Consider the following 19,799-nt stretch of genomic DNA (forward strand, 5'->3'; position numbering starts at 1 on the left):
AGGAATAATAATGAATACTCGTTCAGGTAGTGGACGCGGCGATTTTCATACTCTGTACCAAGGTCATTCTGTAGATGATCTCATCATTGAATATATGGAAGAAAATAACATTCCTGGAATGTCTTTAGCCATTGTACAAGCGCCTTATATTACTCGGGTGATTGGCTATGGGCTTGCGAATACAGAAAAAAAGCTTCTTGTGTCCCCTCATACTCTCTTTCCTGTTGGACAATTAACGCATGCTTTTACTGCGGTAGCTATAATGCAATTACTCGAAGAAGGAAAACTACAGTTAGAGGATCCGATTTCAGCTTCTATATCATCCTTACCTCAAGAATGGCAAGCTGTTACCATTGGACAATTATTAACTCACAGTTCAGGCATTCCTGATTATTCAGAATGTGAAGGTTTTTCATATCATAAAGATTATCACCCTGAAGAGATTTTTAATTTAATTAAGGATCCAAATTTATTATTTACTTCAGGCACCAAAATGAAACCCAGTGCCTCAAATTATTATTTACTAGGAATTATTATTGAAAACCTCAGTGGCATGAGTTATGAAGCTTATGTTACCAAAAATCAGATTGAGCGCGTTGGTTTGAAATGCACATCGTTTATCAAAAATACCTCTTCCATAGCCAATGAAGTGAATAATGGGACAACCCCTTTTAAACATAGTGAGTTTTTACATAACCCCTCTTATATAGATCCAATAGAGGCCGCTGTAGGTTATACAGCAGATAATAAGGCGGCTCCAGAGCTTACTTGGACAACTACTTTTGCGCATAGTGGGATCATGGCTTCCGCAGAAAATATCAGCAGATGGGATATCGGTCTGGCGGGAAGTATTTTAATTAAAGAAGCAGAACATAGGGATTTCCTCTATCAGTGTATTACTTTAAATAATAATATAGTGATTCCCGGAAATGCGAGCTGGTTATTCCCGGGCCATCCTGGCTTAATGGAAATAAAAGGCAACGTTCCTGGTTTTTCAGCTTTTTTAAGTCGTTTTACCGCACCGGATGAGCTTTTATGTGTCACTCTTTTAGCCAACAAAGAGAATTTATTTGATTTAGATATCTTAGCCCGTAAAATTGCAGCCGCATTTAATATTAAACTGGCAGCTCCAGAAGGGTCAGGTTCACAAACACTGCAAAGCCCCTATTCAGTATCTCAAACTATAGAACGAATCACTGACATGATTACCCAAAAAGGGGGAAAAATATTTGCCCATATTGATCACAGTAGTGAAGCTCAAAGGGTGAATCAAACACTACCACCTACTGAGGTACTGATCATAGGTAACCCTGAGAAAGGAACAGCATTGATGCAAGAGAATGCAGCCGTTGCGCTTGATTTACCCTTGCGAATCATGGTTACAGAAGATAAACGGGGACAGGTTTGGTTAAGTTTCACTGATCCTATTCAATTAGGTAAAAAATATCATTTACAAGATCAACAATTAAAACAAATCGCATCTACGTTACTCATACTTTGTGAAAAAGCCGTATCAGCACAAAGCATTCCTTAATTTAATTTATTGACTGAATGAGTTAATAAATCATGGAGAGTAAATCGAGTTGAGGACGAAGTATAATGTTTATTGAAATTGATTTAAAATAAAAAATAAGGATTTTGTAGCCTTTAATTTTAACTGGATTAACCAATGAAGTTCTCAACACTATTAAGGCTGATACGATTTTGGCCGCCATTTTGGGGTGCTGGAATTAGTGTAAAAAGTTTTCATTCTGATGGTAGTCAGATTGTCGTCCAGATGAAAATGCGTTTTTGGAACAAGAATTATGTGGGAACGCATTATGGTGGCTCCATGTATTCTATGACTGATCCTTTTTATATGTTGATGTTAATGCATTTATTAGGGAAGGGGTATGTAGTTTGGGATAAATCAGCGTCAATTCGTTATAAAATACCTGCTAAAGGCACCCTTTATGCACAATTTAAACTCTCTCCACAACAGGTTGAAAACATTCGGCATGAAGTCAATGAAGCGAAAAAAATTGATTCAGAATTTATCATTCCTATAACTGATAAAGAAGGAAAAATTGTTGCTGAAGTAAAAAAAACTCTTTCCATTATTAAAAAATAAAGATCAGATAATTTATTGATTATTTCAGTCATGATCTCAGGGAAACAGAACGGTTTATAAGGAAAGAATTATCAACTTCCAAAGGTAAAGGTATACACTTTAACTCCAGGCTCGCTAGTAATAATTTGTAAATATCCATTAGTGAATTTTTTTTGCGAAATTAACTCATAAAGGGAGTATTTATCGACAACGATCGTACGTTCTTGTAATTTTTTTCCTGAGGATGGGTCAGTGACTATGACCTTAACCGTGATAGGATTTACGGTATTATTTCCCATAACTGCATAGACTTTCCGGGCATTAAAGTGAATTTTTAACGCAGCGTTTGCTTCTGAAGATATAATGTTTTGGGCGTTAACTTCCCATAGCCCATCCAAACTCCATGCATTAGATGATAATTTATCGGAAAAATGATATTGGCTGGTTTTATCTTTTATGAGTTCTGGACTGTACTCAGGATCAGCTTTTGCATACCCTAAATAGGTTTCTGGTGTTTGGGTAAGGTTAAAAGAAATACCTTTTAAAGATTTTAAAGTGCTGAGATCTTTTACCCCCAATAAAAAGCGGATGTTATTCTCCATAACATCATATTCACCTTCACCAAAATGTCGGTACACCACATAGCCCTTTTCGTTAATTAAATAATGCGCAGGCCAGTAGTGATTTTGATAATTCCTCCAGGTTACAAATTGATTATCAAGTGCTACCGGATAGAGTATTCCATATCGCTTCACCGCCGCTTTGACATTATCTAAGTTTTTTTCAAAATCAAATTCCGGCGTATGGATACCAATAATTACTAAACCTTTATCATGATAACGATTATACCAATCTTTGATGTAAGGTATGGTGCGCAAACAATTGATACATGAATAGGTCCAGAAATCGATTAAAACTACTTTTCCGTGCAAATCATTTAAGCGTAAAGGAGGCGAATTTATCCAGGCACTAATCCCTTGGATGGGTGGCGCTGGGTAAGTAAACCATAAGCCATTGATGAGGGAATTTGACGTTTTAATTCCTGTTTGTGGAGTCACTGAAGATGAAACGCTCCCTCCTTCAAAGTAAACCATATACACCACACTCGCAATAATTACCCCTCCTAAGAATTTACGAAAAAGAGTGGCTCGTGTTTTAAAAAAGGTGAATGTATTAATTAATTTTTTCCCATATAGTGAAATAATAAACATAGGAATTGCAGCTCCAAGAGCAAACGCAATCAACGTAAAGAAACTAATAATTGTCGTGTCCTGTAAAGCTGTTTGCACAATAATGGCAGCCAGAATTGGACCTGCACAAGGAGTCCAAATAATTGCAATGATCCCGCCTAAAAAAAGTCCATTCCAAAATCCACCCTCGGGTTTATTAGCAACCGAAAAAAAGCTACCTATACGGGTAAGCCCTTGTGTTATTTTCCCAAATAGTTCAGTTAAATAATTAGAAATCATGATAATGCCTAAAAGAAACAAAATGGCATAACCAATCTCTCGAACTAAATTAAAATCAATATCTAAATAACGCACTAATTGATGAGAAAAGAACACTAATAAAGAAAAAAATAAAGTAAAACCAACAATAATCCCCATAGGTCTTTTTTTGGATCCGGAGAGTGAACCCGCTAAAAAAATTGGGAGAATCGGCAAGATACAAGGAGAAATTATTAAACAAAATCCTTCTATAAACCCTAAAATAATATTAATAAAATTTGTTTCCATTTAATTTCCGGAATGCACATTTATTTGATCAATATTAGTGCGATCATTTGTTGTTAGCAGAAATCCATGGCTGCATTGTTAATTGGTGAAAAACACTCGTTACAAACGGACATGAGCCCCACTTTCCTGTAATCGCTTGGCCACTACCAATTGAATATTATCTCGTGCTCGCGCAGGAAAATATTGATAAACTCCCAAAAAATCCTTTGCATTGATCGTAAGAAACTGACAAGCTGTTAGGGTACTAATACGCGCCGTTCTTCGAATATTACGTAAAATTGCAATTTCCCCGAACACATCGCCTGGACCCAAAGTATTAATACGTTTCCACCCCATAGATTGGGTTTTTATAGAAACTTGAACAGTACCTCGAATAATAATATATAGCTTATCCCCTATTTCACCTTGCTCTATGACGAGTTCTTCGGGTCCATAGTTAGCAATAACACATTTATCAGCAAGCATTTTTTGCTCAATAAAACCGATACCTGTAAAAATAGTGGCTCGAGAAAGAATAGGTATAATTTCTGCTTGCGATAGACTATTACTAGGTTCCATATACTTTCTCCCTATTCAAGATATTCTCCTAGAAACTCGGTGCCTTTTTATCATAGTATAGTTGTCTTTTCTAAAAATTTTTTAGAATCAGAATAGTCTCGTAGTTGGTCGCAAAACAATTGTCCTAAAAATAATAATACACTGATTAAATCGGCCACTCCCCCTGGACTAATTCCTAACTTGGAAAAAAGTTGATGTAATTCCAATGCCTTTTTATGACGAGTCTGCACACATTGAATTGCTAATAATTCTGAGGCCTTCTCTTTTGCATAATCTAAACCTAACTTACCCTTCCTATGAAGAATGTTGGTATCATCCACATGCAGTAGAAGCTTTGAATAAGCAAATAAACAGATTGTATCCAACGATTGAGTCTCAATAAAAAGTGAAATAAAGGTTGGTAGTAATTGAAATATCAGATCATAACCCTGCATCGCCATTTGCTTCGCATCAATCACCTTATATTTCTGACGTACTAATGCCCCGTGGCTTTCGGGATGTTCAAGATGGTCTGCCAAATATTTTGGCCAATCTTTTAGTATTTGCTGATGAACCTCCGAAGGAGTGAATTGTTTCTTTTCTTGCGCCAACCTCATCACTGAAATACAGAATATACCCAAAGCAAAAATCGCCCCCCGATGGGTGTTGATTCCCCCCGTTTTTTCCAGCATGCGCTGTTCCGCCTTAATAGCCACTTGCTTTAATTCAGCAAAAGAATTTTTAATTAATCCCTTTTTTGTAAGTTGATAGAAGTAATGCCGTAAGGTAAATAGGCTACGGTAAAAGGTCTCCCCATTCATGTCATGATGGGCACCAGGATCCACAAAACTGACTAACCCAGGTTTTGGATAGGCCTTAACTTCAAAATATAGGGCTCGCACCGCCAGTTTGGCAAGTGAGCGTTCACAACATAGGATAGTATTCATAAAGTTCAATTCTTGATAATAATCTAACCCTGTGCAGACTCTTACACAACATCTTTTTTGCAGATAAATTGAGTAACTCTCTGATGGGAATATCACCAAAACCAGGAAAACGTACCTCTCCATCAATCGTTCGATTAAATTTGTGGGTTAATGCGTCAATTAACTCGCGGAGGGCAACTAGAGAATATCCTTGGTAATTGAGGAGTATATCTAGGTCTGAATCCGGACTAACAAAAGAATCTTCGGTTAAATATTGAAATAAAAATGAGCCGTACACCGCGATATCAGAAATTAAATACAATTCAAGAATACGATATAACTCCGTGATTCCATAATAGCGGGAAAAAAAATTATCCATCTTGATGAGTTGGGGAAGTGGACTTTGTTGGCGCACAAATGATGGATTAACTCGTAAACCAACTCGATGTTTTTTATTAGCCAACAAAAGAGTTACCCCAAGACTGACGGTTTCTTGAGGAACTAATTGTTTGGTATAAATACAAGGCAAACCTTTTACCAGCCAAAGCCTAACCTGTTCTTCAATCATTTGTTTCTCTTCATGAAATGAAGCAATAGTAAAATCAGCATTAGGTTGAAGATAAATTAAATGATGTCGTTTTGGATTCATAAATGATTGGCTACTTTATTGATAATCGAATAAGCAAGCTTCCTGCCTCCCCGGTTGTACCCCAAGAGTGCTCGATCATCCTTATTACTATTTTTTTGGATAACTCCTTCAATTTTTGCAGCAAGTTCAGATGGATTTACGATCTCATGCACTCCCCCAAGTTCGTAAAAATTTTGCACACCAGGTGCAAAAACAGGTAGGGTCTTACTAAGCTCCTCAAGTGTACTCAATTCTATTTTGGTTACCTTGGCAATGCCCTCCAGCCACATCACAGCCAAGTGGGCATCAGGCAAGGCTAAAATGGTATCTGCCATTAAGCCATAGGCAATAAAAGCGCCGCCTAATGCTTGATTATACACAAGTGATATCAAAGTATTTCCTTGGCGACGTAAACACTCCAGACATTCAAGCAAATGGCCAAAATATTGTTGCATCCCCAACCATTCATCCCGCATAGTTAATTCTTGCCCCGCAACATCGACTAAAAGTAAAACAGGAGCTTTAGATTGACTCTCGAGAATATCGATTAGGTGCTGAGCCATAATTAACGCTTGTTCTACACCCAGGAAAGTTGATTCTTTTACACCAAGAAGATGAATCGGTTCATTATTTAGTATCCCCTGACCGTAAACAACAGATTGATTCTCTGTTAAGTTGATTTCCTGAGAAAATATCTGTTTGAGAAGATCTTTTAATGCAATCATTTTTTTCTTATTCCTTCTGCATGAATCGTACAGCGGAAAACCTCGTCATCCCGAGCGCAGCGAGGGATGATGGGCTACGATTTTATACTTTTTGCTGCATTTAAAAATTCCTCTTCATTCATATCAAAAAGAGTTGCAGCATACTTTGGGGCAACTTTATTAAGGTAAGCTCCTTCTTCCTGGTATCCCTGCGTTTCCTGGACACGTTTTTTTAACAAGTTATGCTTTTGTTTTATAGAGTTAAGATCCAAAGGAGTACACTTATCAAGACCTGCAATCAGTTCAGAACGTATTGCGACCACATTTGAGCCCACATAACTTTGAGCAATATCCTGCAAATAACGGGTTTTACCTCCATATACACGCCATACCAACGCCCTATCTTGGGAATTGAACGCTTTAATTCCAGCGACCGCTTGAATAACCTCAGGGCCAGAGACTCCAATGCGTCCTACTTCATTAATTACAAGATAATCCAAACATGCAGAAATAATTCCCATACCCCCAAAAGCACCATTTCTTCCACAAACAACACCTATAGTGGTTATCCCATGATGGCGTGCTTCGAACAAAGCGCGAATTATTTCTGAAATTGCTAGCTCCCCTGCATTTGCTTCATGCAACCGCACACCCCCGCTATCAATAAGGAGGATCACTGCTTTAGCTTGGGTTGTAATTGCAGCTTTGAATAAACCAGTAAGTTTTGCCCCATGAATTTCCCCAACGGCCCCCCCATGAAATCTTTTTGCTGGGCAGCAACAACTACTTTATTTTTTTTCAACAATGCCGAACCGATGACAATACCGTCATCGGCTTGTCCTGGCAAATTTAAAGCAGCTAAATGAGGACTGTATTGCTTTTCATCAGTGAGCCATTCAGTAAAGGATCCCTCATCCAAAATAACCTGAATTCGCTCACGGGCATCAAGCTCTTCATAATTAGTACCTATTTTGCAATTACCCTGAAATTCAGCCAATGCCTGACTTAAACGTAATAAAACAACTGCGGGAGTCGCTCCGTTATCATTAAGAGTAAACTGCAAACCAATGGGTTGATATTGATTGACAAAATCCCCGATGACCATTTTCCACACAGGCTTGTAATGTTCCACTGCTGTCTGAATCGTAAATAGTATTTCAGAACTCGGACTTTCCTCAATAATGACTTCTAGATTACCCGAGCCAACAACGCCACAAATCGTTTTTTTGCCTCGCAAACGTTCTCCAGAAAGTGCAAACCGAAATTCCATCATTTCCATATTATTGTCCTACCAATTTCTAAATTTTACAGGCGGCTCATATAGCCCCTTGGAACAGTCAACAAGATCACGAATCGATTTCGCTGACAATAAATCTCGAGTAGCCTCGGACCTTTTAATTCCTAAATCTTCAGGACGCTTAATGACCCCTCGCTGACGCAATTCATCCACTTTTTTCCTATCCCGCAACATTCCAATCTCAGTATATCCTGCGATGCCACGAATTGCCTGTTCTCGTTCTTCAAGATCTCGACACATAAGGAGATTAGCAATCCCCTCTTCGGTTACTATATGACTAACATCATCTCCATAAATCATCACGGCGGGCAAATCAGCATTCATTGATTTTTGCAAGGCCCAGGCATCCAGCTTTTCTACAAAGGTGGGCTGCGTAGAACTCTGGAATGTTTCTACCATTTGAATTACCAATTTTCTTCCTCGAGGCATTTTTGTTCCCAAAGCGTCACTGCGCTCTTGCCCTGCTTTTAACCAAGCATAGGAGGAGTGACGCCGGCCAGGAGCATCACAACCCATATTTGGAGCCCCTCCAAAACCTGCAATGCGACCTTCAACCGCTGTAGAGCTGTTTCCCTCAAGGTCCATTTGCAATGTTGCGCCGATAAACACATCACAGGCATAATGTCCGGCTAACTGACCTAACATTCGATTCGAACGCAAACATCCTTCTTTACCTGTAAAAAAGATATCGGGGCGAGCAGCCGCATAGCGATTCATACCTACTTCGCCCCCAAACGGGTAAATGGTTTTTACAAATCCTGCTTCAATAGCGGGTATCAAGGTAGGTAAAGGATTTACAACCCAATGCTGGCATATTTTTCCTTTTAGCCCTAGTGATGCCGCATAGGTAGGCAAAAGTAATTCAATGGCACAGGTATTGAAACCCACTCCATGATTTAATCGATTCACTTGATAAGGTGCATATATCCCTTTGATCACCATCATCGCCATTAATATTTTCACTTCATCTATTTGTGCAGGATCCCGGGTAAAAAGTGGTTCAATGTAAGAGGGTTCTGGACCTTGAACAATAACATCAACCCAATCTCCAGGAATATCGACTCGCGGTAATTGTTGCACCACTTCATTGACTTGAACAATTACTATGCCGTTTTTAAAGTTAGTAGCTTCGATAAGTGCGGGCGTTTCTTCTGTATTTGCTCCGGTAAATAAATTGCCCTGTTTATCTGCTTTATCAGCCATCAACATACAAACATTGGGGGTTAAATCAGTAACCAACCTACCAAATAACTCATTATAAGTATGAATATTTCCTATTTTGATTTTTTTATTTTTTACCATATCCGCAAGACGAATTGATTGAGGTCCTGAATAAGCAAAATCAATTCGTTCTGCTATTCCTTTTTCAAAAATATCGAGATGCTCGGCCAAGGCAATAGCGGATTGGATCATATGTAAATGATTTATTTTGGAAGGATTCAATTGAGTCAATGCCGCAGCCAAAAAATTAGCCTGCTTTTGGTTATCTCCTTCGATACATACCCGATCACCTGAGTGAATGAGCTGGGACAATACGTTGATTAGGTCGCATGCTGCAACAAATTTAGTGTCCTTCAGGTACGGTTTAACTTTGGACAGACGTTTTAAATACTCTTTTTTATTCTGCTCCCACATATTGCGTCCTATCATTTTTATGTAAAAAAAAGAGAAGTTATATTGGAATAATCCCCAATACCGTTTTGCTTTTTCAGCCTACCATTATGATGCATCTTTTAGTGCAATTTGAGTCGTGGTTTTATTCTGCGACTTAATACATTTGATAGAGTGAGTAAGAACACTCGCCACCAACCATATAAAGAAATTTGATGTTGCTTGTATAGAGATAGATAGAATAAACGGGCTAGCTTACCCTCTATCATCAGACTATTAGTAATTTTACCCATCAAATTTCCCACTACATGGTGGCTCATGGTAACTAAAGAACCATGATCCTGATAATGATAAACAGGAAGGGGTTTCCCCTCTAAATATTTATCGAAGTTTTTATACAAAAATTGTGCTTGCTGATGTGCTGCTTGTGCGCGTGGTGGCACAGTTTTATCCGAGAGAGTTTGTGGACAACTGGCGCAATCACCTAAAACAAAAATAGAATCATCCAGGGTTGTTTGTAAGGTTTGTTTCACTAACAATTGATTGATGTGGTTTACTTCCAAACCGTCCAACTGCCTTAAAAAATCTGGAGCTTTAATACCAGCAGTCCAGACAATAAGATCTGCAGGAATAAATTGTCCTGATTTGGTATGCAAACCTTTTTCTGTAACCTCATTAACTTGTTCGTTAACACAGATTTTTACACCCATATTAGTTAACTCAGTAAACACTTTTTCTGAAAGCTGTTCTGGAAGTGCTGTCAATAATCTGCTTGCTGCTTCAATTAGCGTAAAAGAAATAATTTCGGGCTGAATGCCAATGCCATAATTTATAATCTCATGGACTGAACTGTTTAATTCGGCTATTAATTCAATCCCAGTAGCACCTCCCCCGACAACGACAAGATTAAATATTCCCTGTTCTGACTGCTGAGAAAGACGCATGAAGTGATTTAATAATTCACGATGAAAATAAACTGCTTGCGGAATATTATCTAAAAACAAACAATGTTCACGTACACCAGAAATACCAAAATCATTAGCAACACTCCCCACTGCGATGACTAATATATCGTATGAAAGTGCTCGTTTTGGAAGTACTTCTCGGTCATGACTGTAAAAAGGAGATAAATAAATTTCTTTTTTACTTCGGTCTAAACCTTCGAGTGCCCCTAAAACAAAATGAAAATGATGTGTTGCAGCATAAGCAAGATAATCAATTTCATCTTCATTGGTAAACAAGCTTCCAGCAGCTACCTCATGTAGTAAAGGTTTCCAAATATGTGTTGCAGAACAATCCACTAGAGTTATGGTGGCTTTACCCTCTTTTCCATATTTATTACCAAACAGTGCAGCCAGCTCCATTCCTCCTGCACCACCGCCGACAATAATAATGTTTGGTACATGGTTTTTATTTAGCATAAATTTTTTCCGCAGAATAAATTGTTATTATAGTAGGATCTGCTGTTAATTCCTTCTTCAACATCAAGCACCGATGCCCAAGAATATGGGGGTTCACGTCCTGCTATATAGTTTCATATTAATGAGGCGTATAGGATAAGTAAATAAGAGTAAGTGATCTAAAAAAATTAGTATCGTCATTGGGAGCCTATTAATTTTTTAGGATGCTCCATTTATATTGACTAGTTGTATCAGAAGGCAGCTGAAACAGGGAAATAATACTAAAATTTTAGACCAAGATCGCTGATTTTGCTTATAATGATAACAACATTAACACCCTGGTAGTAAGCTGCTAGTAATATGAAATTTATCTCATGACGTTGATAGTTACATATAACCAAGCGAGTAACCAAAGACATTTTTAACCAATGTACTTCCATTGGTCTTAATTGTTGTGGTTGTTTTCTAGGGTGACTTAAATATTATAAAAAAAATCAGAAACAGCGTCGTTATAGAACTTCAGTGCCGTTTCTAGTTTCTGGTCTCCGACCAAGAGTTAGAAAATGTTAAGTCGCTAACTTTAGTCGAAAGATTTGACCTTTAAATTCAATCGCATCTCCTGCAACCATCTTTTTTTTTCTGTTTTTCTATTATGCCGTTTACTAAGACATTGCCCGTAGCTATCATATCTTGAGCTTCTGCTCCATTTGAGGCGATACCTTCAAATTTAAGAGTTTTAAGAAGTTGAACAGGTTTTTTATTAATGATAACATCCGTCATACTATTTATTACTCCAGTAATTTTTAATTGTCGCAATTTTAGTTCTTGCCCATGCGGTTTTGCGGAAGAATTTAAGACTTGAACGGTTTAATAATTTTACTTCTCCATGATGATTCTTTTTATTTCCATTTTTGAAAACATAATTTCCCAAAAAACCACCTATACAAACACCATCAACATGATTACAATTTAACCCAATTGAATAATTTAAATCCATTTTTTAAATTAAATGCTTCAATAGGTTTATAGGAATGTTCCTGAAAAGGATTTTGAAAATTTTTGAATATATTTTTACATTAGGTATACAAAATGACCCCTTTATTTCCAAATGATAATGAGTATGTACATATTAGGCAACAGCAAGTAGGTGATTGTTATTTACTGGCTCATTTGGATTGCTACCTCAATGAAGTAGCGGGAGGTCGTTCGCATATCAAGCAAATGTTCACCGAAAATAGTGATGGTAGTGTTACAGTCCGTTTCCCAAGAAATCATTACAGTAAGTTTCTTGTATGGACCGATATTACTGCGAAATATCACTACACCCAGGACAGGACCACAGGACATGATGTTTTTACAATACCCAAGGAGGAGTTGCAGCGAATTGATAGAAACCAAATTGGATTCAATAAATATGGAGTACAGTCTAACTCACTTGCTGTAAAGATAATTGAGCATCTGAGTTCTTATTATTTTATCGGCTCACTTGGCACTGCGCCTAATATTAGTGCTATGGCTCATAACTTTAATAATCGATATGAAAGAACGAATGCCGCAGCTGGTTTTGTGAGTCATCTACTAGGAACCCAAGCTTACCCTGCTCCAGTTGAATACATAAAAACAATGAATGAATCAATTTCCCCCTATACACCATCAACTGTTGTCGATATGAAGTATGGTTCGCCCGATGCTTCTGGGGAAATACATTCTGTTCATACTCTTAGGGTCCATCGGCTTGAAGTTGTACACGAAAAACCAGGTCCAATCGTATATTTTCATTTGGTCAATCCTTGGGATAACAGTAAAACTGAAGTATTTAGTGAGGAAGAACTAAGAAAAAGAGAAGCCCGATTCTTTGTGTTGAATCTCGATGAGCCTAGAGAAACTTTAAATAAAACATTACTTCAATGTACAAAATATACGCGTAGATACATCGATGCACGAGTTAATTTATTAAAAGCGCTCCTATCCTTCCAAGCAACAGAAGGGGGAAGGCGTTTTCTTACAATGCAATGCTTAGAAGCTTGTGTTCAACTTCACTCTCAAATCCCATATTTCGATTTACTTCTTAATTCGTCTAAGCCTTCTGCAGAAGACGCGCAAGAACAACTTATAATAATCAGACAAATGATCATGGCTTATGGGAATAAAAAAGAATTTTTTCGATTGTTGTGCATGAGTCTCCCTGATGCCGGCTTTATTCAGTTGCTTTTGAACTACGAACAACCACCTCAAAATGAAATTAATGAAGTTCTTGCCGAAATTAGAAATGATAAAAGCCATCCGCTCCACACAGCGGTTATTTCCGGAATAATCCAGAATAGAGAATATCGTCAGGCAGAGCAGCTAATTCTTGCTTATGTACAGCAAATTGAAGATTTTCTAGAAAAAAATAGCGGATCTAACGAAGAAGAGGTTGAATACCACCGAAGGGCTCAGATCGCACATGTGGAGGCTATCTCCTTAGATCCTCGCTTAAAAGAAGCAGAAAAATACCTAGGTTTTCCTACCGGACATCCCAAAGTGAATGAAGCTTACAACAAAAAGATTAAAGCTATAAATGCGGCTGCAACAAAAAGACTAAATACGCTAAATGAGCTCTTCGTCATAAATCATCAAGAAGAAGAAATCGATGAATTTTTGATAAAAAATGTTAAGCAAGAAATCGAACAAATTAAAAACATCGAAGATATTCAAGATTCTGAAGAATTTTTTGCAGGTCTTTTCCAGGCAAAAGGTGATACGAAAACAAATGACCAGAATCATCTTAGACATGAATTACTTCAAAAAGCACAACACCATTTGAGTTTCTTTTTAAAACTTTTGGCATGCGATCTCAATGAATTTGATCCTTCGAAGTTGGGTCATCTTATTTATCAACATCGCAAGCAAATTGATTTTAAGGAACTTCACAGCATCCTCGCCATAAATTATCTTTCCCTAGAATCTCTGGCAATAGCATCTGTCGAAAATGCTTTACTGTTTTTGAAAAGCAGAGTTTATTTAGAGTTCACCGCCATCGAGTTAGCTCATATTTATTATGCGCACCGGCACGATCGTTTGTTTATTGATGCTTTAAATCAAGCCCGCGATTCTGGCTTTACTCCACCTCCAGCCCAAGTTCCTGGAATCCATCGTATCTTATTGGAAGCTGAAAAACATGAGAAAAAAGAATGTATGGATATTATTTCAAAGAGTGCCACCCTCAAAGTGATTCTACAGGCTGAAAAAGAAGCAATTAAAAAGCATCTGAAAGATAAATTCCAGATTAAAAACAAAAACAATTTTTCCCAGCTGCGAATTTTTAATTTAGGCTCACAACAAGAGAAGCTTCGAAATGGGTTTGAGGAGCTTAAATCAAAAGCGCCAACAGATTTCGATGCCGCTTTAGAGCTACTAAAAAATCACAATTTAAGAAATTTAGAGCTCAATGATTTATGTAACATAATATATAACCATCGTAATCGTCTTTCTCCAGACTTAATTCAAGAAGTTCTTCGTAAGAATAGCCTCTCCTTAAAAGATTTACCTTTATCTTCTGTAGAAAACAGTTTGATGCTATTAAAAAGTAGATTGGTGATGATGTTTTCGATAAGTGATTTAATTACCATCTATAGTAAATTTAGTGAGTATTTTTTATTTCAAGATTCTTTAAAGGAAAGCCGAAAAGCAAATTTACCTAGCCCCCCATCAAATTATCTCCCCAGTATCAATTACTTACTGGAATTAGTTAGTAAAGAGGCCGATTTAGAAAAATCCAAATCCTTGCATCTTAAAATATTTGATAATCCAACCCTTGTGAAAATATATCATAAAGAAAGGGAATGTCTTCGAGAAAAAGAGGTTCTAGAGCTGGAAACTTCCGTTTACTCATCATTGAGAATTTAAGGTTGGAATTTTCATTATGCTTTTAGGTGGTCATGAAAAATCTTGATCAGCGTTGTCCCAGGGGATCAGACCTTGGAATTGTGAATATTTCCTTGACATGTTTTTAATCTATTCCACTGCCATAAGTTTAGATTATTCTTAAAACCCTCATGGAAATTTATCATTGGGTAAAACTATTAATCAATGCGGTTATTATCCAATAAATGAGGATTAGAACAAAAAAAATAAGAGAAATTATAGGGAGTAAGATAGTAAAAATACGTATTAAAGTAGCCTGCGTGCTATTTTTGGCTTGATTTGCAGAGCCCCAAAATGCCCTGATCAACCAAATATAAAAACCAATGCCATAAATCGCAGAGATATAGATCCAGATGCTTTGTTTTGAGAATGATGTAATGGCCATTGCTAAAAAGAGATAAAAGCCAGTCTAGGCTATCACAATAGCTACGTCATCAAACCATCCAAAATGTTTCCCAAACAGTATTTGCGTGAAGGTAAGCCGCCCTCTCCATCCTTGCCTGATGTATTCCGACATGGCTAATCTTCCTATGTGGATATAACATATAACAATAAATTCTCTTACATATGTTAAAAGTGTATAGCAAAATCTAAAATTAAAGAGCTAAACTTCTTGAAAAGACAGGTGCAGCCAACTAGTAGCATTAAGAAAGGTATCGAGGCCTTAAATCTTGAGCGCCAAGTGGAAATTGATTATGAAAAAACACAACGGAAAGCAAGTTGGCAAATAATATTGCTATTATTTCCATAATTATCTCTTTAATTTCACTCGGAGTTAGTATTATCATTGAATCATATCATTTATTTATTAGTATGTTATATATATTTTCACAAGCAATCACACCAATACTCAAGCCAGAAGATTTCTAGTTTTTTTACGTTAAGTACCAGATTGTCCAACTAAAAGATCACTTCACTTATTCATAGTCCAACTTACATTCATGTAATGGTATGATTTTTGTTCTTTTTATCCATTTATGTCCTAGCCAAAGTATGAGAAAAAGGGGCAGGCTTAGGTAAGAAATTAGTAACCCATACCAGTCTATAGGCGTTGTGGTCAGCGCAGCGTAATTTTGGCCGCCAATCACAATAATGCAGATACTAAAAGCAAACACGGGTCCAAACGGGTAGCCTTTTGCCAGGTAAGGAAGTTTTGCCGGATCCTTTCCTTGACGTAAGTACGCTTTACGAAAACGATAATGGCTAACTGCTATTCCCATCCAAGCAATAAACCCTGAAAGACTTGTTGCATTGAGTAACCAAAAATAAACTGTTCCATTACCAAAAACGGACGATAAAAATGCCAGCATTGCAACCGAACTGGTTAATGTTAAAGCATACACAGGGATTCCTCTGCGGTTCACCAAAGAAAAAATTCGAGGAACATGACCTTCCTTGGCAAGATACCAAAGCATTCTGCTCCCCACATACATACTCGAATTGGCTGTTGAAATAATGGCAACAAGAATTACAGCGTTCATAAGCATCGCGGCAAATGTTTTATTAAACTGTTGGAATACTAAGGTAAAGGGGCTCATCACTACATCAGAACTGACTAATTGTGATGCGGTATAAGGAACTAAAAGGCTAATAACAAATAAGGATAAAATGAAAAATATGAGAATCCGCCAAAAAACCATTTTGATTGCCTTAGGAATTGTCTTCTGAGGATGGGAACTCTCTCCTGCAGCTACACCAATTAATTCAGTGCCTTGAAAAGAAAAACCTGCAGCCACAAAAGCCCCCAGAACACCAATCCATCCCCCATGAAAGGGAGCATCACCAATACGCCAATTTTGAAAACCACCTGCTTTATAATCTGCAAATCCAAGAACTAGAAAAAATCCCGTCACAATAAAGAGAATCACCACGGAAATTTTGATAAAAGAAAGCCAGTATTCCACCTCGCCAAATGCTTTAGTCGATATCGCATTAAAACCAATAATCAAAAAGAGAAAAATGGAGCACCAAATAAATGATGGGCTTTCAGGAAACCAGAAATGCATAATTAATGCGGAAGCTGAAATTTCTGAGGCAATATAAATGGCACAGCTATACCAATAATTCCAACCCAGGGCATATCCTAAAGAAGGATCTAAAAAGCGAGCAGCATAAACATAAAATGAACCACTGGTCGGCATAAATGCCGCCATTTCCCCAAGACCACCCATTAGAAAATAGACCATAATTCCCATAATCAAGTAGGCCAGTAGCGTCCCTCCCGGGCCCGCTATAGATAAAGCACTTCCACTTGCTAAGAAAATTCCAGTTCCAATAGAACCACCTAGGGTTATCATTCCCAATATACGCGCATTGAGCTTTCGTTGCAGCGAAGGCTCCTGTGCTAAATCGTGCATCAATCAATCCTTGAATCGAAGAAGAGTAAGGCCCTCCCACTATCATTATTATCTCTACGTCCCACAAGGTATTTGCGGGATCTAGAAATTTGTACCCGGCGGATAAATCCGGCCCTTAGACAGAAGAGTTTATTTTCTTAGAGCAGGGTCACCTAATAATTGACCCCATCCATTTATCTATTAATCATTAAGAAATTCACAAAGTAATCGATGAAAATGATGAGTCCCTTGTTCTTTGGTAGGAGAAAATCGCCCAGTTTCATAAAAACGAGAACGAATTCCTTGTTGGACTGATTCCACAACTGCCTCATCCTCACGCTCTACTTTATCCAAGTCACCGCCTGCTCCTTTACCTAATTTGGTTTCATCAAGCACATAGGTAAGAAATGAAACTTTAGTTAATGCCGGTCCTAATGGTTTCACTACATTCACAGAGCATCCCCAGGGATAAAAATTAAGCATTGTATTTGGAAAAATCCAGTAATAATAAGCAGCGACTTGTTTGCCATAATCTTGTGAGTCTTTAGGTAAATCAAAATGTTCCTCACCATGGCTCGCAAGCGCCAATTGCAAATTACCATAACGATAAAGCTCTGTAGTATAGGTAGTACAATCAATTACTTTTCTTAATGAATGATGAACAAAAGGGATGTGCAAGGCTTCAAGATAGTTTTCGCAATACAATGCCCAGTGTGCCTTAACCACATAATTACGGGAACGATGAATATCCAGACGCATTCTTTCGATGGGCAGCCAGGAAAGACGTTCCCTTATATCTGCAAATACTTCCCTAAAGGGAACTAATGGTGCGAGTGAAGCAAAAAGAAATAGCTTTTCCAAGCAATCAAAAGGGATTTTTGCCAAATTGTCCTTTGACGTTGGAAAATCACACGTTTTTTCAAATTCAGGCATATGGAGAAACTCCCCACAAAGATTGAATCGACGTCCATGATAGGAGCATTTAATTTTCTCTGCCGAACAGGGAGCTTCAATCAAAATTTTTCCTCTATGGGTGCACACATTGCTAAGGCAATGAAAACGGTCTTGTTCCTCACGGACAAATAATAAGGGCTCATCGAGCAATCCAGGCAATAAAGTAAAAGGCACCAGCTGCCCTTCTAATCGCAAACTATCTGTGCTGGTGCAAAACTGCCAAGTCCTCGCAAAGATTTTTTCTTTGGCTTGTTCGAAACAATCAACTGACGTATAAAAACGTGAGGGTAATGTAGAAGCTTTTGCTATATCGGGATCGACGTAGAAATTATTCATGATCAACTTCCTTATTAATAGTTCCTATCCTGCCTATCGGGCAGGCATTTTTGGCGATATTAAATCACCAAATACCCTCGTTATCCATATGTTTATGATTAGACCGAATCACTACTGACAAAAACTGTCAGTACGCTCGTTTAAACTAAATCTCCATTCAATTAAAAGGAGACTTTAATGTATCTTGATCCTAATTTAATAATTTTTTATGTTGATAATCCTCAGGTGAGCGAGCAATTTTATGAGCGTTTATTCAACTCTCAGCCTATTCAATCATCACCTACTTTTGTCATGTTCTTATTAAAATCAGGTATGCGGCTCGGCTTATGGTCAAAACACACCGTTGAGCCGCCTGCAGCAGCAAATGGTGGGGGTAGTGAGCTTTCGTTGCAAGTCCAAAATGACTCTTTAGTTGACGAACTTCACACGCTCTGGCAAAAAGAAAACATTCAAATTGCCCAAGCACCAACAATGATGGATTTTGGCTATACCTTTGTCGCGTTGGATCCCGATAACCATCGCCTTCGTATTTTCTCATTAAAACTCGAGAATAGTGTCTCTTGATCCGCTCTAAGCCTAGATTCTCGTAATTGTTTCCGCCTACATACTGCGCTCAGGCGCAGTATCCAATCTTGATTAAAGAATTCAGAATACATGAAGCCTATTACCTCGACATACGTATAAGCGCGGTAAATACGGGAGTTATAAAAAAATTTATTCTTTTTAGAACGATCAATAGAAGCGAAACCCAGAATCGTACTCCTACATCAACCTTCTGAGTTTCACTTTAGATTTCCTATGAATAGTCTGAATTACTCTTCTACTGTAATATCAATTTTTTTCTCAACTGCCATTTCCTTTTTTGGAATCGATATTTCCAGAACCCCATGTCTGTATTTAGCACTTATTTTTGCGTCATCTACTGTTTGCGGCAAGCTAAAGCGGCGATAAAATTGACCTTGTGAGCGCTCCATTCGTGTGTACTCATTTTTGTTTTCAGTTTTCTCAAAATGGCGTACTCCACGAAGTGTTAAAATATTATGCTCTAATGATATCTGGATGTTATCCTTATCCACACCTGGTACATCCGCTAGAACTAAAAAGCGCTCCTTCTCTTCTTTAATATCGACAGGTGGGGTCCATGTACTCGTATCTACTATAGAAGAGTCTTGTTGCCCTTTGAAAAAACTATCCAAAATCGAACCGATTTCATTGTATACAGGAAAATAATCACGTCTTACAATACTCATAACCCTCTCCTAATGTTGTTTTACATATCTAGGAACATAGAGTCGATTTGTTAAAATTCAAGGCTACAAATACGATTATTTACATCAGT

General features: G+C 37.7%; 17 protein-coding genes. 4 read left to right on the top strand and 13 right to left on the bottom strand.

Annotation, left to right across the window (positions count from 1 at the left end; translation table 11 throughout):
- Positions 1-10 precede the first annotated feature (10 nt).
- Positions 11-1,534 (top strand): serine hydrolase, encoded by a 1,524-nt coding sequence (locus HBNCFIEN_RS12040; protein ID WP_182391324.1) that lies wholly within the window; start codon positions 11-13, stop codon positions 1,532-1,534.
- 135 nt (positions 1,535-1,669) lie between these two features.
- A complete protein-coding gene (locus tag HBNCFIEN_RS12045) occupies positions 1,670-2,110 on the top strand; it encodes a DUF4442 domain-containing protein (protein ID WP_182391325.1) in 441 nt (146 codons plus the stop codon).
- 71 nt (positions 2,111-2,181) lie between these two features.
- Here HBNCFIEN_RS12045 and HBNCFIEN_RS12050 read toward each other — a convergent pair whose 3' ends face one another.
- From HBNCFIEN_RS12050 to HBNCFIEN_RS12090, 10 genes are all read right to left on the bottom strand, one after another.
- Complete coding sequence (locus HBNCFIEN_RS12050; RefSeq protein WP_182391326.1) at positions 2,182-3,825, bottom strand: cytochrome c biogenesis protein DipZ; 1,644 nt, start codon at positions 3,823-3,825, stop codon at positions 2,182-2,184.
- Positions 3,826-3,924: 99 nt separating this feature from the next.
- On the bottom strand, positions 3,925-4,383 hold the full coding sequence (locus tag HBNCFIEN_RS12055; protein WP_182391327.1) for a cyclic nucleotide-binding domain-containing protein: 459 nt from the start codon (positions 4,381-4,383) through the stop codon (positions 3,925-3,927).
- Positions 4,384-4,433: 50 nt separating this feature from the next.
- Positions 4,434-5,309: a triphosphoribosyl-dephospho-CoA synthase gene (locus HBNCFIEN_RS12060; protein WP_182391328.1), complete on the bottom strand. Its 876-nt coding sequence runs from the start codon at positions 5,307-5,309 to the stop codon at positions 4,434-4,436.
- Positions 5,287-5,937, bottom strand: coding sequence for a phosphoribosyl-dephospho-CoA transferase MdcG domain-containing protein (locus HBNCFIEN_RS12065; RefSeq protein WP_182391329.1), 651 nt, complete (start codon positions 5,935-5,937; stop codon positions 5,287-5,289). The genes HBNCFIEN_RS12060 and HBNCFIEN_RS12065 overlap by 23 nt, the downstream gene beginning before the upstream one ends.
- The gene (locus HBNCFIEN_RS12070) at positions 5,934-6,641 is read right to left on the bottom strand and encodes a biotin-independent malonate decarboxylase subunit gamma (RefSeq protein WP_182391330.1); all 708 of its coding nucleotides are present in this window, start codon (positions 6,639-6,641) and stop codon (positions 5,934-5,936) included. The genes HBNCFIEN_RS12065 and HBNCFIEN_RS12070 overlap by 4 nt, the downstream gene beginning before the upstream one ends.
- A 74-nt stretch (positions 6,642-6,715) precedes the next feature.
- Entirely contained in the window at positions 6,716-7,357 is a 642-nt protein-coding gene (locus HBNCFIEN_RS17740; protein ID WP_255464416.1) for a hypothetical protein, read from the bottom strand.
- The gene (gene mdcC, locus HBNCFIEN_RS17745) at positions 7,294-7,899 is read right to left on the bottom strand and encodes a malonate decarboxylase acyl carrier protein (RefSeq protein ID WP_255464207.1); all 606 of its coding nucleotides are present in this window, start codon (positions 7,897-7,899) and stop codon (positions 7,294-7,296) included. Before mdcC ends, HBNCFIEN_RS17740 begins: the two co-directional genes overlap by 64 nt.
- A gap of 9 nt (positions 7,900-7,908) precedes the next feature.
- On the bottom strand, positions 7,909-9,552 hold the full coding sequence (gene mdcA / locus HBNCFIEN_RS12080) for a malonate decarboxylase subunit alpha (RefSeq protein ID WP_182391331.1): 1,644 nt from the start codon (positions 9,550-9,552) through the stop codon (positions 7,909-7,911).
- 98 nt (positions 9,553-9,650) lie between these two features.
- Positions 9,651-10,949, bottom strand: a complete 1,299-nt coding sequence (locus tag HBNCFIEN_RS12085; protein WP_182391332.1) for an NAD(P)/FAD-dependent oxidoreductase — start codon at positions 10,947-10,949, stop codon at positions 9,651-9,653.
- Between the two features lie 585 nt (positions 10,950-11,534).
- Positions 11,535-11,744, bottom strand: a complete 210-nt coding sequence (locus HBNCFIEN_RS12090) for an RNA-binding S4 domain-containing protein (protein WP_255464208.1) — start codon at positions 11,742-11,744, stop codon at positions 11,535-11,537.
- 273 nt (positions 11,745-12,017) lie between these two features.
- Here HBNCFIEN_RS12090 and HBNCFIEN_RS12100 point away from each other — a divergent pair, with 273 nt between their 5' ends.
- Positions 12,018-14,816 (top strand): hypothetical protein, encoded by a 2,799-nt coding sequence (locus HBNCFIEN_RS12100; protein ID WP_182391334.1) that lies wholly within the window; start codon positions 12,018-12,020, stop codon positions 14,814-14,816.
- Between the two features lie 935 nt (positions 14,817-15,751).
- Here the strand turns inward: HBNCFIEN_RS12100 and HBNCFIEN_RS12105 are convergent.
- Positions 15,752-17,191: an amino acid permease gene (locus HBNCFIEN_RS12105; protein ID WP_182391335.1), complete on the bottom strand. Its 1,440-nt coding sequence runs from the start codon at positions 17,189-17,191 to the stop codon at positions 15,752-15,754.
- A 180-nt stretch (positions 17,192-17,371) separates the two neighbouring features.
- Entirely contained in the window at positions 17,372-18,460 is a 1,089-nt protein-coding gene (locus tag HBNCFIEN_RS12110; RefSeq protein ID WP_182391336.1) for an SRPBCC family protein, read from the bottom strand.
- Positions 18,461-18,637: 177 nt separating this feature from the next.
- On the opposite strand from HBNCFIEN_RS12110, the gene HBNCFIEN_RS12115 reads away from it, so the two are divergent.
- Positions 18,638-19,024 (top strand): VOC family protein, encoded by a 387-nt coding sequence (locus HBNCFIEN_RS12115; RefSeq protein WP_182391337.1) that lies wholly within the window; start codon positions 18,638-18,640, stop codon positions 19,022-19,024.
- A 248-nt stretch (positions 19,025-19,272) separates the two neighbouring features.
- On the opposite strand, the gene HBNCFIEN_RS12120 is transcribed toward HBNCFIEN_RS12115, so the two are convergent.
- Positions 19,273-19,710, bottom strand: a complete 438-nt coding sequence (locus tag HBNCFIEN_RS12120) for an Hsp20/alpha crystallin family protein (protein ID WP_182391338.1) — start codon at positions 19,708-19,710, stop codon at positions 19,273-19,275.
- Positions 19,711-19,799 lie beyond the last annotated feature (89 nt).

Origin of the sequence: Legionella sp. PC997 (assembly GCF_014109825.1) — a bacterium.
Taxonomy (GTDB): Bacteria; Pseudomonadota; Gammaproteobacteria; order Legionellales; family Legionellaceae; genus Legionella.